This is a genomic window from Phytoactinopolyspora halotolerans (assembly GCF_010550675.1).
Classification (GTDB): Bacteria; Actinomycetota; Actinomycetes; order Jiangellales; family Jiangellaceae; genus Phytoactinopolyspora; species Phytoactinopolyspora halotolerans.
This window is the reverse complement of the sequence record NZ_JAAGOA010000003.1, coordinates 12,095-26,746: the sequence shown is the minus strand read 5'-3', so window position 1 is coordinate 26,746 and position 14,652 is coordinate 12,095. Positions and strand designations below refer to the sequence as shown.

Sequence of the window (14,652 nt, the reverse complement as noted above, 5' to 3'; positions counted from 1 at the left end):
CGTGCTCCAGACAGCCGGAGTCCACGGCATCGGTCAGACGACGGTGACGTCCACCGTGTTGATGGCTCCCTGAGAAGCCACGATCGACCGATCGACGGTCTCCGCACCGGGTGCCAGCGTGCGCACGGTCCACGTGCCGGGCGCGGCGAAGAACCGGAACTGCCCGGTGGTGCTGGTCGGAACCTCGGCGGTGAACTCACCGGAGGAGTCGAGCAGCCGGACGTACGCGCCGGCCAGCGGTGCGTCGTCGCGCGAGACGACGCCCTGGATCACGGTCTCCTTCGCCAGGTCGACGCCCTCGATCGAGACGCCGCCGGTAGTCGCTCCGCACATGTGCTCAGGCCTCCCCGGGCTCGTCGCCGACGGCGACCGGCACGCCCACCAGGGAGCCGTACTCGGTCCACGAACCGTCGTAGTTCTTCACGTTCTGCACACCCAGGATCTCCCGCAGCACGAACCAGGTGTGCGAGGACCGCTCCCCGATCCGGCAGTACGCGATGGTGTCCTTGTCCAGGTCGACACCCTGCTCGCCGTAGAGCTCGCGGAGCTCGTCGTCGGAGCGGAAGGTGCCGTCGTCGTTGGCCGCCTTGCTCCACGGGATGTTGGCCGCGGTCGGGATGTGGCCGGGAACCTGCGAGACCTCCTGCGGCAGGTGCGCCGGGGCGAGCAGCCGGCCGGCATACTCGTCTGGCGAGCGTACGTCGACCAGGTTCTTGCTGCCGATGGCGTTGACCACCTCGTCGCGGAAGGCACGGATGGAGTTGTCCGCCTCCTGCGCCTGGTACTGGGTGGGCGTGCGCTCCGGCACCTCCTCGACCAGCTCGCGGGCGTCCAGCTCCCACTTCTTCCGGCCTCCGTCGAGCAGCCGGACGTCGGGGTGCTGGAAGAGCTTGAACTGCCAGTAGGCGTAGGCGGCGAACCAGTTGTTGTTGCCGCCGTAGAGGATGACGGTGTCATCGTTGGAGATGCCGAGGCGGGAGAGCAGCGCCTCGAACTGCTCCTTGTTGACCAGGTCGCGACGGACGGGATCCTTCAGATCCTCGTTCCAGTTGACCTTGACCGCGCCACGGATGTGGTTCTTGTCGTACGCGGTGGTGTCCTCGTCGACCTCGACCAGGACGACCTTGGGATCGTCGAGATGCTGTTCGACCCAATCGGCCGAGACGAGCGCGGATTCGCGGCTCATGGAGTGACCTCCGGTGATCTGTTGGAGCGGGCGGAAACGATGCGGCGGTACATCAGATAGACCTCGCAGCCGAGGCAGAAGCCGAATGCAGCGTTGAGGAACGCCGCAGCCAGCGCCGCGCCGACTGCGACATACGCGATGACGGTCCCGCCGGACAGGTAACCGAGGAGACCGACGATGCTGAACCCCAACCCGACCGCTTGCGCGAACCGGGGTGGTCTGGGGTCCTCGAGCTCGGCCGGCGGCTTCAGACGAGGCCGGATCAGCCGGATGTAGAGCAAGCCGTACGGCGACCTGGATGGGCCACGGAGTACAGCGAGTGCGAAGACGGCGGCCTGCAACGCCAGTAGCCAGGCGCTGCCCGTGATGAGAACGGCCGCCAGCACGACGGTGGTGACCGCCGCAGCGAACCGGGGACCTCGCGGGTCGATCATGATGGGAAGCTCCTGACACGGACGAGTGGTACAAAGGCGCACACGTGGGGAACAGGCGCTACGGCACCGCGGCAGATGGCACGGCGACGGCCGTTCCCGTCAGGACATTCGACAGAGCATGGTGGAGACGCGCCGATAGTCGATGGCGCGCCTGCGAGTCAGCTCTGTGCGGAACACGTCTACGAGGTTAAATCCCAATTCCGCCCGCGTCACGGTCTGTATCAAATGTTGAGATTATTGTCTCACGTCGCGGTCCGATCGGTGCCCGAATGGCGGGATACGTCCGCGGCAGCGCGCGTCGGCGTCTCAGATCGCTTCCAGCACGCCATACACATCCGCCGGCCGCGGCACACCCGTGGCGCGGCCCACGACGCGACCCTGCGCGTCGACGATGAGCGTCGTCGGAGTGCGGGACACGCCCAACCGGCGGACCAGATCGAGCCGCGACTCGGCGTCCACCTCGATGTGCGCCACACCGTCGGCGTTGCCGGCGACGTGCGCCAGAACTCCGCGAGTGGCCCGGCACGGCTGGCAGAACGCAGAGGAGAACTGGACGAGCGTGGCTCGCCGGCCGGGCTCCTGCCCGAGCTCGTCCCAGCCGATCATCAAACCCTCAGCAGCCGCGTCCGGCATGGCACGCACCCTTCCGTCGCGCCGTTTCCACCACAGGCCGAAACCCGTGGCCAGTACCAGCACGACGACAACGACGAGGACACCGATCACAGCAACCACAACAGCACAACCCGGCTCCATTGTTCCGCTACCGCTGGATCGGATCACACCTGCTGATCACTCTCGCCTTGATGCGTTCACGTCACACCCGTCTGCCTCCTGCATGTCACCGTGCGTGCCGCATGTCACCGTGCGTATCGCGTTGGCGCTTAGCCCGGGGCTTTCGCGGTACACCCGGTGACACGCGGCACACCCGGTGACACGCGGCACACACGGTGACATGCGGACCTGGAAGGCAGCGCGGCGGGCGGGCCGGAACACATGACAACCGTCCGCCGGTAACCTTGCGCGGCTGACTGTTCAACCCACCGGGCAGTTGTCCGACCCCGCCATCGAGCGCCCGGGATTCAGCCGACGAGCAGCTGGCCGAGCACGTAGGCAGCCGGTGCGGCGGCGATGAACGGCGCCGCGATGCGCAGCGGGACCAGCGCCTCCTGGCGGACCCGCGACTCAGTGACCGGCTCACCCGATCCGGCCGGCGATCCGGCCGGCGATCCGGCCGCCGGGTCCCCGAGCGTGGCCGTCTCATCGGCACCGCCCCCTGTGGCCGGGGTCCGCTCCGGCACGGTCACCAACACGTGATCAGGAACGGCACCGGCCTCGCCGGCCAGCCGATCCTCGATCGCGTAGGCGACCGCCGCCATCACCCCTGCGAACGCGGCCAGAACCACCGCGCTCACTGCCGGGACGGCGTCGTCGATCCCCTCCACGGCGACGACGAGCACGGCCGCCGCGATGCTGGCGACCAGGACACCGAGCACCCTCCGCACGGCGCGGGATATCGGCAGGGCCTCGGTGACACCGACCGCACCGACCCCCAGCAGCGCCAGCCCGACGACATGCACCCCTTCGGACGTCGCCCGCAGCGACAGCCACATCACCGGCAGAACGGTCAACACGCAGGACACGACGGTCAGGCTCAACGCGGCGTTCAACCGCGGACGCCCGTCCCGGCGCAGCAGCTGGGTGATGAAGGCGGCCAGCACGGCCGGTCCCAGGATGGCGGCCACCGGCGTCAGGGTGGACGTCTCGTCAACGAGGGTCCAGCCGAGTGCACCGGCACCGACCACCAGTCCGAGCCAGGCCGCCGGACGCGCGGAGGCGACCCCGGACGAGCGGATGGCACCCAGCGCGAACACCACCTGGACGATCGCGATCCCCCCGGCCAGCAACCACGCACCCGAGGCCGAGGCCAAGGCCAGCACGCCCGCCAAGGCAGCGGTCACCATAGAGAATCGGGAGGAAGGCACCCGTCAATACTTACAGACCCGCGCCCGCGCCATCGGCCGGTTCGGCAACAACTCGGCAACAGTCCGATCACTGGCGAGCCCGACGTGATGCCGGCCACATGTCCATGCCCGATCGGTTGAGTCAACCGCCAGCATAGGGTGGTAACAGCTCGATGACCGCACCGTCACGCAGCGCCACGTGCGCCGGATCGGCGCTCCCCGCCGGAGTCTCGTCCACCACCACGGCACAGATGCTCAGCACCGAGCCGAACCGCGAGTTCTCGCCGTGTGCCGATCGAGCGGCCTGCAGCGCTTCGGCCAAGGTCGTCGCGTCGAACGACTCTTCGCTCACACCCGCCGCCGCCCGCAGCGCGGCCCAGTAGCGCAGCGTCACCTTGGCCATGTCAACCCCTGCCACACGAACCCCATCACTCCAATGTACTCACCCGGGTAGGCACACGACACTCACCCGAGTTTCCTCAGATTCACCATTGTCCGCTATTCTTAACCGCAAGTTGGGCCTGGGCGATGACGCTCCCGGGCCCTTTCGCGTTCATAGGGACGGCGGCGAAGGAGAACTCGACATGGCAACCATCGTCCTGCTCAGCCCGGCACATCAGCCACCCGAAGAGGTTCTCCCCGCGCTGGGGCTCCTGCTGCACGATGTTCGAGTCATGCCCGCGGAGGGGTCCGCGCTGGTCGACGCGCCCACCGGTGACGTGGTCGTCGTCGATGCACGCCGTGACCTCTCGCAGGCACGGAGCCTGACCCGGCTGCTCCGCACCACCGGCGTCGACGCTCCGCTGCTCGCGGTCGTCACCGAAGGGGGCCTGGCGGCGGTGACCGCGGAATGGGGCATCGACGACGTGCTGCTCGACACGGCCGGGCCGGCGGAGGTGGAGGCTCGGCTCCGGTTGGCACAGGGCAAGCTGGCCGCGGCGACCAGTGACGAGCCACACGAGATCCGATCCGGCGACCTTCTCATCGACGAGGCGACCTACACCGCCCGGGTGGGACGGCGCACGCTGGAGCTGACGTACAAGGAATTCGAACTGCTCAAGTTCCTCGCGCAGCATCAGGGCCGGGTCTTCACCCGCGCGCAGCTGCTGCAGGAGGTGTGGGGATACGACTACTTCGGCGGCACGCGCACCGTCGATGTGCACGTCCGGCGACTGCGCGCCAAGCTCGGTGCGGAGCACGAGGCGCTGATCGGCACCGTGCGTAACGTCGGCTACCGCTTCGTACCACCGCAGCAGCGTGGCTCCCGGCAGACCACCACCACGACGACGCCTCCCGTGGAGCTGCCCGACGACACCCATTCACAGGGCGTCGACGCTCGTTCACAGGGCGTCAACGCTCGCGCCGAAGCGCCGAGCTCACTCGACGCCGTTCGCATCGACGCCTGACGTCCGCACGCCGCCCGGTGCCCGGACATCGCGGGCACGGGACGCATCGGCGATGATGCCGGTGTGAACGCCTCTATCGACCCCAGCGTGCGGATCTCTCGCGTCCCGGCTCTGAGCACCCGGCAGATCGAGCAGCTGGGCGCCCTCGCCGAACGTGCCCGGCGCACCGACGGCAGGCCGCCGTTCGCCGAGGATCTCGAGCGCAGCGCCACGTCGGGAGCGGCCGACGTCGTCGTGACGCTGACCGGCGAGGCCGACGAGCTGGTCGGTGCCGCCTTCGCTGCACGGCAAGGGACCCGGCGCGCCGCCGAGCTGCTCGTCGACCCGGACCGGCGCGGCCAGGGATACGGCACTGCGCTGTTGAACGAGTTGCTCGAGGCGGTGCCGGGGGAGCTCTGGCTGTGGTCGCACGGCGACCACCCGGCCGCACGACGACTCGCCGCGCGCGCCGGTCTGGAACGCGCCCGGGAGCTCCTTCAATTGCGCCGCAGCGCCGCAGCGCCGGTGCCCGAGACACAGCCGCCGCCCGGCGTGCGGGTCCGCCCCTTCGTACCCGGGCAGGACGAGCAGGCCTGGGTCGCGGTCAATGCGGCGGCCTTCGCCTGGCACCCGGAGCAGGGCGCGCAGACGCTGGACGACATCCGCGCGGCGGAGGCGGAGCCCTGGTTCGATCCCGACGGATTCTTCCTCGCCGTCGGCCCGGACGACGAGGTGCTCGGCTTCCATTGGACCAAGATCCACCGGCAGGACGGTTCGGCCGTCGGCGAGGTGTACGTCCTTGGTGTGGCGCCGCACGCGCAGGGCGAGCGGCTCTGGGCTCACCTGGGCATACCGAGACCCCGCTCCGCCGACGGGCTCGGCACCCACCTGACCGCGGTGGGCCTGAACCATCTGGCGGCCCAGCCAGGTGTGCGGGAGATCATGCTCTACGTCGAGGGTGCCAACGCCGCGGCGCTCAAGGTGTACGAGCGGCTGGGCTTCACCCGCCACGCCATCGACGTCGCCTACCGCCGGTCCCCATGATCATGAACACTTACCGTTCACATAGCACGGCAAACGTTCATGATCATGGGTGTCTTCCGGCGCCGCTGAGCCTGCACCTGTGAGCTACCCGGAGTTCACATCTCCGTGACACCATGGGGCGTATGGCCGGTGAACAGAACTCCGGAGAGGATCGGTATCTCGATCGCGAGCTGTCCTGGCTGGCGTTCAACACTCGCGTCCTCGAGCTCGCGGAGGACTCCGACGTGCCGCTGCTGGAGCGGACTCGGTTCTTGTCGATCTTCTCCAGCAACCTCGACGAGTTCTACATGGTGCGGGTCGCGGGCCTGAAACGGCGCATCGCCGCCGGCGTCGCCGTACCCGCCGTCAGCGGGCTGCTCCCGCGGGAGGTGCTCGAGCGGACGCTGGAACGCTCCCGCGAGCTCATGACCCGGCAGACCCGGTGCTTCCGGGACGACGTCCTCCCGGCGCTGCACAAGGAGGACATCGAGCTGGTCCGGTGGGACGATCTCGCCGACTCCGAGCATCTGGAGTTGCGCACACTGTTCCGCGAGCGGATCTTCCCGGTGCTGACACCGCTGGCCGTGGACCCGGCCCACCCGTTCCCGTACATATCGGGGTTATCTCTCAACCTCGCCGTGATGGTCCGCAACCCGCGCAACGGCACCGAACACTTCGCCCGGGTGAAGGTCCCGCCGAACTTCCCGCGTTTCCTCCCCGTCGCCGAGCAGCGTTTCGTCCCGTTGGAGGACGTCATCGCCGCGCACCTGTCCTTGCTCTTCCCCGGGATGGAGATCCAGCAGCACCACACGTTCCGGGTCACCCGCAACGAGGACGTCGAGGTCGAGGAGGACGACGCCGAGAACCTGCTCACCGCGATGGAGCGCGAACTGATGCGCCGCCGGTTCGGGCCCGCCGTCCGGTTGGAGGTGGAGGAGACGGTCGATCCGCATGTGCTCGATCTGCTCCAGCGCGAGCTCGGGGTCAGCCACCACGAGACGTTCTCGCTGCCCGGGCCGCTGGATCTGACCGGTCTGAGCGGCATCGCCGACCTGGACCGCGCGGAACTGAAGTACCGGCCGTTCCTGCCGGCCACCCACCGGGACCTCCCCGACGTCGAGTCCGCGGCGCCGGCCGACATGTTCGCCGCCATCTCCAAAGGCGACGTGCTGGTCCACCACCCGTACGACTCGTTCTCCACCAGCGTGCAGCGATTCATCGAGCAGGCGGCGGCCGACCCGCGAGTGCTGGCCATCAAGCAGACCCTGTATCGCACCAGCGGTGACTCGCCGATCGTGGACGCCCTGGTCGACGCGGCCGAAGCCGGCAAACAGGTGCTGGCGCTCGTCGAGATCAAGGCCCGGTTCGACGAGCAGGCGAACATCACCTGGGCGCGCAAACTGGAGCAGGCCGGCGTGCACGTCGTCTACGGTCTGGTGGGGCTGAAGACACACTGCAAGCTGTGCCTGGTCGTCCGGGACGAGAGCACCGGAATCCGCCGATACACCCACATCGGAACCGGCAACTACCACCCGAAAACCGCCCGGCTCTACGAGGATCTCGGCCTGCTCACCGCCGAGACCGACGTCGCCGAGGACGTCAACCAGCTGTTCAACACCCTCTCCGGCTACTCGATCGAGTCGGACTACCAGCGGCTGCTGGTGGCCCCGCACGCGCTGCGATCCGGGATCATCGAGCGCATCCACCGCGAGATCGAGCACCACGCCGCAGGACGGCCCGCCCAGATCCGGTTCAAACTGAACTCTCTGGTGGACGAGGCGACCATCGACGCGCTTTATGAGGCGTCCCAGGCGGGGGTGCCGGTGGACGTGTGGATCCGCGGTATCTGCAGCCTGCGCGCCGGCGTGCCGGGGCTGTCGGAGAACATCCGGGTGGTCAGCGTCCTCGGTCGCTTCCTGGAACACTCTCGCGTCCTCGCCTTCGAGAACGGCGGGGATCCGGAGTACTGGATCGGCTCGGCCGACCTGATGCACCGCAACCTCGACCGGCGGGTGGAGGCGATGGTCCAGCTCAGACGTCCCGAGCACCACCGTGAGCTGGAGGCGATGTTCGATCTCGCGCTCGACCCGCAGACGTCCCGGTGGCAGCTCTGCCCGGACGGCTCGTGGCAGCGGCACCACCTCGACGCCGATGGTGCACCCTTGACCGATCTGCAGCACGAACTGATCGAGCGTAAACGACGTCGGAAGACCACTACGTGAACTCCGCCGAGCCCGCGTTACAGCCCCGCGTCGAGCGCGAGATCGAGCAGAAGTTCCGTGTCCATGGCCTGTTCCGGTTCCCCGACCTCCGGCAGGTGGACGGCGTCGCGGAGGTGCTGGATCGCGGTGCGGTCGATCTGGAGTCCGCATACTTCGACACGGCTGATCTGCGGTTGGCCAGGGAAGGCATCACGCTGCGGCGGCGACGCGGCGACGACGAAGGGTGGCACCTGAAGCTCCCCGCGGACACGTCGGTCGCCGGCGTGCGGGACGAGCTCCGGCTGCCGCTGTCCGCAGCGCAGGACCGCCCACCGGAGAAGTTGATCGGCATCGTCCGGGTGATCGTGCGCACGTCCGAGGTCGTCGGTGTCTCCACCTTGCGCACCCATCGCCGCACCTGGGAGCTGCGGGACCACGCCGATCGCGCGGTCGCCGAGGTGGTGGACGACACGGTGCACGTGGTGGGCACGGACGAGACCGTCACGGCACGATTCCGCGAATTGGAGCTCCGCCGTGCGCATGCGGGTGGCGAGGTGGTGCCGGCGGTGGCCGACGCGCTCGTCGGCGCCGGCGCCGTCAGCGGCGAGTTCGTCGCCAAGGTGGTACGCGCGCTCGGTCCGGCGGCATCCGGTCCGCCGGAGGTCCCGCCGCCGACGGCGGAGGCATCCGCGCCGCATCCCGAGAGCTGGCTCGCGCCCGGCGTGCGCGGGCTGCGCGCCGCCGACCTGTCCTATCGGCGAGCCGGCGCGGCGTCGGCGGAGCGCGTCGACGACGACGGGCCGCGGGACGACGACGGGCCGCGGGGCGACGGGCTCCGCACGGCCGCAACCCGCCTGCGCGACGAGGTGCACAACCGGACCGGCGGACTCCACGAACTCGTGGGCGCGGATCAGGCGGAGATGCTCCGCGGCGAGCTGACCTGGCTCACCGATGCGCTGGCGGCCCGCCGGCACGGCACCGATCCGGCGCGTTCGATCCCGGAGCTGCTCGATTCGGCCCGGTACCTCGCCCTGCACGAGGCGCTGGTCTCCGCCGCCAGGGCGGAGCGTCACCTCACGACTGTTTGAGCGCGATCTGCTCCACCACGTTGGCGACCCGTTCGAAACCGTCGACCGCGGATTCCAGGGTCTCGATCACGTCCTTGAGCTTGTGCACCGTGAGCGCGTCGTACTCGCCGGAGAAGATCCTGGCGAGCAGCCGCCGGTAAGTCTGGTCCGCCTCGTTCTCCAGGCGGTTGATCTCGATCCAGTACTTGGTCAGCTCATTCGCCGCCCGCAGCCGCGGCATCGCCTCCGCGGTCAGATCGGCCGCGCGGTCGAGCACGTCGATCATGGCCGCGATACCGTTCGGAAGCTCCCGGATCCGGTACAGCACCATCAGATCCAACGCCGCCTCGACATCGTCGAGCACGTCGTCCAGTGCGCCCGCGAGCCGGTAGATGTCATCGCGGTGGAACGGTGGCTTCAGCCCCGAGTTCACCCGGCGGACGATGTCGTGCGTGTGTTCGTCGCCGGTGTGCTCGATGTCCTTCAGCACAGGAACCAGCGCCGCGCGATCGGCGTCCGGAACCAGCGCCTCCGACAACACGCCCACCCCGTTCCGCACGTTCTGGGCGGCGGCGGTGAAGAGGTCATAGTAGACGCTGTCACCCTGTGAGAGGCGCATGCGCAATCGCACGAGTTTCTCCCTCACTGTGCGGTCACCTGGACTAGGAGCAGATCGATATAAGGCTCCCACAGACTGGAGGACTTCGTCGTCCTCTCAGCGGCCGGGTGTCGGAGCGCGAAGCTCCGCCGCCCGATGGTCGCATGCTAGAGCGTCGAGGTGAACACTAGCGCAGCGGTTCACCAGCGAAGGCCGCCATTCCCTCGGTGAAGCCTACCTGCGCACGGAAACCGAGCACGTCGGCGGCAAGATCAGGCGATGCCACCACGTGACGGACATCACCCAACCGAAACTCGCCGGTCACCACCGGAGCCGGCACGCGCACCGGTCCGGACGGCTGCCCGCGCACCAGCCCTGCCATCCCGTTCCGTAGGGCGCGGGCCATGTCGAGGATGCTGTGCGGCTGCCCGCTGGCGATGTTGCACGAGCCGGCCCAACCGGAGTCGAGTGCCAGAAGGTTGGCCCGGGCGACATCCCGCACGTGCACGAAATCGCGCATCTGCCCGCCGTCCTCGAAGACGCGCGGCGCCTGCCCGGTCTCGTATGCGCTGCGGAATATGCTGGCCACCCCGGCGTAGGGGGTGTCCCGCGGCATCCGGGGGCCGTAGACGTTGTGGTAGCGCAGGGCGCAGACGGCGGCTCCGGCCTCGCGCCCGTACACGGCGGCGAGGTGCTCGGTATGCACCTTGGTGGCCGCATAGACGTTGCGCGGGTCGAGCGGGGCATCCTCACAGACGGTGGCCCAGTCGAGCAGGCTGCCGCAGCGGCCACACCGGGGATCGAACCGGCCGGCTCGCAGGTCCTCCACATGCCGGGGTTCCGCACGGACGTCGCCATGCTCCGGGCACCGGTAGCGGCCCTCTCCGTAGACGACCATGGAGGAGGCGACCACCAGCCGGCCGCGGAAGGAGCGTCGCCACAGCGCCCGGAGCAGCGTCGCCGTGCCGCCGTCGTTGTCGTCGACGTAGGCCGTGATGTCCTCGAGGTCCACACCGAGTCCCACCCGGGCCGCCTGGTGGCAGACCGCGTCGACCCCGTCGACCGCGCGCTGGACCGCCGCCTCGTCCGTCAGGTCCGCGACCCGGAGATCCACACCCGGCGGCAGGTAGTCCGGGACGTCGTCGTGCGCGGCGAGCGAGTCCAGAACGACGACGTCGGCTCCCTGCCCGACCAGCTGCTCTACGACATGGCTCCCGATGAACCCGGCCCCGCCGGTCACCAGCACCCGCATCGGCGCCTCCCTCCATTCCCACGATCGTCAACGGTTGGGCCGATCGTGACCGGAACCACGTCGATGATCACGATCGTGGTCCGGGTCACGAGGCACCTTCGCCACGACACGTTCACCATGGCACCTTCAGCGCGGCCACCAGCAGCACGGCCACCGCGAGTTGCACCGTCAGCCAGGCCCGCGCTCCTCCCCACCGCGCAACGTCCCGCGGTTCCTCACCCCCGGCGCTCGACCTGCGGGGCGCACGGTCCCGAAGGGCGCAACCGGCGGCGAGCACCAGCGGCATGAACGGCTGCCAGATCCGCTCCGTCTCGCCCGACGACATCCCGGAGAGGTCCGCCAGGGCGACGGCGGCCAGGCCGGAACCGACCACCAGCCAGACCCGGTAGTCCCGGCGCCGGCGATGCCAGAGCCGAGACAAAGCGACGGCGATGGCGGGCCCCAGCGCCAGCGCGAACACGGCCAGGTTCGCCACCAGGAAATACCAGTAACCGCGCGCACTCGCCACCCCGGCGTAGTACCGCTCGCGTGTCACCTGCAGACCTTCCAGCCACCAGTAGCCGCCGGCCAGCGGGGCCAGCACCACAGCGGCCGCCACGGCCCCGCCGGCCAGCACCGGCCACCACGGGTCCCGCCACGCCCCACGCCCCGCTTCGCCCTCATACCCGTCCGCGCCGCGCGCCCGCTCTCTACTCCGCCACCCGGCCACCAGCAGGATCGGCACCACCAGCAGCGCCAGCCCGAAGCTCAGCAGCAGCGCAGCTCCGAAGAGCAGGCCGCCGGCTCCGGTCAGAACCGCTCGGCGGCCACGGCTCGTCGCCGGATCGGTCGCCAGGATCAGGCATGCGACACCGGCGAGGCCGAACCCGCCGAAGATCACGTCGGCGTTGGTGTGCCAGACGGCGGCCGGCGCGATCACCAGAAACGGCGCCGCGGACCGCGCCGGGCGCTCGCCGGCGAGGTCGCGCACCACCGCCAGCACGGCCACCGCCGCGGCCGCCACCCCCAGCATCGCGAGCGCATTCTGGAAGCCGACGCCGGCCACGCCCGCCTGTGCCGCCGCCCAGAACAGCAGCACCAGGCCGGGTGGATGGCCCTGGAGGTGGACCGGATAGGTCGGAGCACGCTCGGTGTAGTCGCCGAGGAAGCCGCCGACGCCCTGCGTCTCGATGAAGCCGATGTGCCGCGCGTACGAGAGGTCGATGTTCGTCCAGACCTCCGGGTGCGTCTGCGCCAGGGCAAGGGCAAGGCTGAACGCCACTCCCGCGGCGGCCGTCGACGCCAGCACGGCCGGCCACGGCCGGAAGGACGAGATCCGTGGCAGCACGGCGATGAGGAGCGCGCCGACCAGCACCGGAACCAACAACCACCAGGTCAGATCCCAGGCCCACCGCCCGAACAGGGGAATCGCCCGCAGTTTCAGGTCCGCCTCGCGGGTCGCGACGATGTGCAGACCCCAGATCCGGACACCGATCAAGAGCACGGCCCACACCACGAGCGCGACGACGGTGCGCCGGCCCAGTTCGGGCCTTCGCGATGGGATGCGGCCTTCGGGCGCTATGGCGCCCTGAACTCGCATCCCAACGTCCGGGCGTCGGTCGCGCGAGGGCGGCGAGGTCACCGATCCGAACCGTCCGGCAGCCGGATGGTGAATACGCAGCCGGTCGGGTGGTTCGCCACCGAGACCGAACCGGCGTGCGCCTCGACCAGGCCACGGGCGATCGCCAGGCCCAGACCGCCGCCGCCGTCGTTCCGGCCGCGCGCGTTGTCCCCGCGGAACGCGACGTCGAAGACGCGCGGCAGGTCCGGCTCCGGGATCCCGCCGCATTCGTCCGAGACCTTCAGCACGGCGTGACCGTCGACGCTCGCGGCCTCCACCACCACCCGGCCGCCCTCCGGCGTGTGCCGGATCGCGTTGTCCAGGAGGTTGTCCAGCGCGCGGCAGAACTCGCGGGCGGAGACCTCGACCGCCGGTAGCCGGCCCAGCCGCTCGACCAGTTCGACGCCCTCCACCTCGGCGTGCGTGCTGGCACCCGCGAGAGCGTCCGCGACCGCGTCGGCCAGACCCACCCGCTCCTCACCGAGCCGCATCACGCCGCTGTTGATCCGGGAGAGCTCGAAGAGGTCATCGACCAACCCGGTCAGCCGCTCGGCGTCGTTCCGGATCTGGCGGTGGTAGCGGGCGACGGCGGCGTAGTCCTCGACCACGTCGTCGTCGAGTGCCTCCGCCATGGCGCGGATCGTCGCCAGCGGGGCGCGCAGGTCATGCGAGACCCATGCGATCAGCTCCCGCCGCGACGCGTCCAACGCACGCTCCCTGCGCTGCGACTCCTCGAGCCGCCGGGAGACACGCGCCAGTTCCTCGGCCAGGGCCGTCAGCTCGCCCGGACCGGTCACATATGGGGCGTGCCCGGTCACCACCGCGCCGTCGGTACCCACCATGGTTCGGGCGAAGTCGCCCACCTGACGGGCACCGGCGTCGATATCGTCGCCCAGCTGCACCGCCGCGCCGATCGCCACCGCGGCCGCCACCAGGAAGACGATGAACAGCGCGGTCAGGTCGTGGGCGGAGATGAACATCGCCAGCGCCGCCGCCACCACCCCGGCGACCGTGACCAGCACCGCCGCCAGCGCCACCACCAGAACCTGAGCGTGGATGGGGCGGCCGCGGAAGAGCCGCGCCATCATCGCGCCGACCACACCGGCAGCGCCCGACCCGAGCAGCGCCGTGCCGAGGAGGATCGCCGCCTCGTCCGCGGGTACACCGTTGACCCACGCCGCGATCCCCGCCGCGGCGAGCCCGAGCAGCGTGATCAGCCCGATGGTCGGCCATCGTCGACGGGTCATGGCTCGAACCTGTATCCGACGCCGCGGACGGTCAGCAGGTGCTTCGGCTCGGACGGGTCGTCCTCCACCTTCTCCCGCAGCCGGCGCACGTGGACCGTCACGGTGGAGACGTCGCCGAACCGCCACCCCCAGACCTCCTCCAACAATTCCTCCCGGCGGAACGCCCGGCCCGGGTTGGCCAGGAAATGCACCAGCAGGTCGAACTCCTTCGCGGTCAGTTGCACCTCGTGACCGTGGCGACGAGCCTGATGCCCGACGACGTCGATCTCCACGCCGCCCCCGGAGAGTGTCTCCGCGGAGGTGGCCCGTACCCCACCCGCGGACCGACGCAGCACGGCGCGGACCCGCGCGGCCAGTTCCCGGGGCGAGAACGGCTTGGTGACGTAGTCGTCCGCCCCGATCTCCAGCCCGGCGATCCGGTCGCTCTCCTCCCCCAGCGCGGTCAGCATCACGATCGGGATCGGCGCCACCTGACGCAGCCGCCGGCAGACTTCGAGGCCGTCCATGCCGGGCAGCATCAGATCGAGCACCACCAGGTCGGGCAGCGTCGCCAGCGCCTGCTTCAGACCGTCGACGCCGTCCGTGGCGAACGCGACGTCGAATCCGTCCCGGCGCAGGTAGCGTCCGACCACATCGGCCAGTGCGGGGTCGTCGTCGATGACCAGTACGCGCGAGCCGGACTCGGCGCTCATCGTAGA

Annotated in this window: 15 protein-coding genes; 4 read left to right on the top strand and 11 right to left on the bottom strand. The window is 69.8% G+C overall.

The annotated features are described in order from the left end of the window. Positions 1-33 precede the first annotated feature (33 nt). From G1H10_RS04735 to G1H10_RS04710, 6 genes are all read right to left on the bottom strand, one after another. Positions 34-333 (bottom strand): DUF1416 domain-containing protein, encoded by a 300-nt coding sequence (locus G1H10_RS04735; RefSeq protein ID WP_163733470.1) that lies wholly within the window; start codon positions 331-333, stop codon positions 34-36. A gap of 4 nt (positions 334-337) precedes the next feature. Next, a complete protein-coding gene (locus G1H10_RS04730; RefSeq protein ID WP_163733467.1) occupies positions 338-1,186 on the bottom strand; it encodes a sulfurtransferase in 849 nt (282 codons plus the stop codon). Beyond that, a complete protein-coding gene (locus G1H10_RS04725; RefSeq protein WP_174264079.1) occupies positions 1,183-1,620 on the bottom strand; it encodes a DUF4395 domain-containing protein in 438 nt (145 codons plus the stop codon). Before G1H10_RS04725 ends, G1H10_RS04730 begins: the two co-directional genes overlap by 4 nt. Positions 1,621-1,926: 306 nt before the next feature. Beyond that, positions 1,927-2,343: a TlpA family protein disulfide reductase gene (locus tag G1H10_RS04720; RefSeq protein WP_163734389.1), complete on the bottom strand. Its 417-nt coding sequence runs from the start codon at positions 2,341-2,343 to the stop codon at positions 1,927-1,929. Positions 2,344-2,699: 356 nt separating this feature from the next. Continuing rightward, positions 2,700-3,602, bottom strand: a complete 903-nt coding sequence (locus G1H10_RS04715) for a hypothetical protein (protein WP_163733464.1) — start codon at positions 3,600-3,602, stop codon at positions 2,700-2,702. 121 nt (positions 3,603-3,723) lie between these two features. Further along, a complete protein-coding gene (locus G1H10_RS04710; protein WP_216852908.1) occupies positions 3,724-3,999 on the bottom strand; it encodes a MoaD/ThiS family protein in 276 nt (91 codons plus the stop codon). Positions 4,000-4,165: 166 nt separating this feature from the next. Here G1H10_RS04710 and G1H10_RS04705 point away from each other — a divergent pair, with 166 nt between their 5' ends. The 4 genes from G1H10_RS04705 (at position 4,166) to G1H10_RS04690 (ending at position 9,278) form a co-directional block, all read left to right on the top strand. Further along, the gene (locus tag G1H10_RS04705; protein WP_163733461.1) at positions 4,166-4,987 is read left to right on the top strand and encodes a winged helix-turn-helix transcriptional regulator; all 822 of its coding nucleotides are present in this window, start codon (positions 4,166-4,168) and stop codon (positions 4,985-4,987) included. 63 nt (positions 4,988-5,050) lie between these two features. Further along, positions 5,051-6,010, top strand: a complete 960-nt coding sequence (gene mshD, locus G1H10_RS04700) for a mycothiol synthase (protein ID WP_163733458.1) — start codon at positions 5,051-5,053, stop codon at positions 6,008-6,010. A 122-nt stretch (positions 6,011-6,132) separates the two neighbouring features. After that, the gene (locus tag G1H10_RS04695) at positions 6,133-8,211 is read left to right on the top strand and encodes an RNA degradosome polyphosphate kinase (RefSeq protein WP_246219179.1); all 2,079 of its coding nucleotides are present in this window, start codon (positions 6,133-6,135) and stop codon (positions 8,209-8,211) included. Next, positions 8,208-9,278, top strand: coding sequence for a CYTH domain-containing protein (locus G1H10_RS04690; RefSeq protein WP_163733452.1), 1,071 nt, complete (start codon positions 8,208-8,210; stop codon positions 9,276-9,278). The genes G1H10_RS04695 and G1H10_RS04690 overlap by 4 nt, the downstream gene beginning before the upstream one ends. Here the strand turns inward: G1H10_RS04690 and G1H10_RS04685 are convergent. The 5 genes from G1H10_RS04685 to G1H10_RS04665 all read right to left on the bottom strand — a co-directional run bounded on the left by G1H10_RS04685 (position 9,265) and on the right by G1H10_RS04665 (position 14,646). After that, a complete protein-coding gene (locus tag G1H10_RS04685; protein WP_163734383.1) occupies positions 9,265-9,882 on the bottom strand; it encodes a DUF47 domain-containing protein in 618 nt (205 codons plus the stop codon). The two genes, G1H10_RS04690 and G1H10_RS04685, sit on opposite strands and share 14 nt — an antisense overlap. Positions 9,883-10,042: 160 nt before the next feature. Beyond that, entirely contained in the window at positions 10,043-11,107 is a 1,065-nt protein-coding gene (locus G1H10_RS04680) for an NAD-dependent epimerase/dehydratase family protein (protein ID WP_163733450.1), read from the bottom strand. Between the two features lie 112 nt (positions 11,108-11,219). Beyond that, positions 11,220-12,590: a hypothetical protein gene (locus G1H10_RS04675; protein WP_163733447.1), complete on the bottom strand. Its 1,371-nt coding sequence runs from the start codon at positions 12,588-12,590 to the stop codon at positions 11,220-11,222. 134 nt (positions 12,591-12,724) lie between these two features. After that, positions 12,725-13,954, bottom strand: a complete 1,230-nt coding sequence (locus G1H10_RS04670) for a sensor histidine kinase (RefSeq protein ID WP_163733444.1) — start codon at positions 13,952-13,954, stop codon at positions 12,725-12,727. Continuing rightward, positions 13,951-14,646 carry a response regulator gene (locus G1H10_RS04665; RefSeq protein WP_163733441.1) on the bottom strand — a complete coding sequence of 232 codons (696 nt, stop codon included), beginning with the start codon at positions 14,644-14,646 and terminating at the stop codon, positions 13,951-13,953. Before G1H10_RS04665 ends, G1H10_RS04670 begins: the two co-directional genes overlap by 4 nt. Positions 14,647-14,652: the final 6 nt, after the last annotated feature.

What these genes read in the sequence shown, in the direction of transcription:
- G1H10_RS04735 (WP_163733470.1), bottom strand. Translation starts at nt 333, where the DNA reads ATGTGCGGAGCGACTACCGGCGGCGTCTCGATCGAGGGCGTCGACCTG.
- G1H10_RS04730 (WP_163733467.1), bottom strand. Translation starts at nt 1,186, where the DNA reads ATGAGCCGCGAATCCGCGCTCGTCTCGGCCGATTGGGTCGAACAGCAT.
- G1H10_RS04725 (WP_174264079.1), bottom strand. Translation starts at nt 1,620, where the DNA reads ATGATCGACCCGCGAGGTCCCCGGTTCGCTGCGGCGGTCACCACCGTC.
- G1H10_RS04705 (WP_163733461.1), top strand. Translation starts at nt 4,166, where the DNA reads ATGGCAACCATCGTCCTGCTCAGCCCGGCACATCAGCCACCCGAAGAG.
- G1H10_RS04695 (WP_246219179.1), top strand. Translation starts at nt 6,133, where the DNA reads ATGGCCGGTGAACAGAACTCCGGAGAGGATCGGTATCTCGATCGCGAG.
- G1H10_RS04680 (WP_163733450.1), bottom strand. Translation starts at nt 11,107, where the DNA reads ATGCGGGTGCTGGTGACCGGCGGGGCCGGGTTCATCGGGAGCCATGTC.
- G1H10_RS04670 (WP_163733444.1), bottom strand. Translation starts at nt 13,954, where the DNA reads ATGACCCGTCGACGATGGCCGACCATCGGGCTGATCACGCTGCTCGGG.
- G1H10_RS04665 (WP_163733441.1), bottom strand. Translation starts at nt 14,646, where the DNA reads ATGAGCGCCGAGTCCGGCTCGCGCGTACTGGTCATCGACGACGACCCC.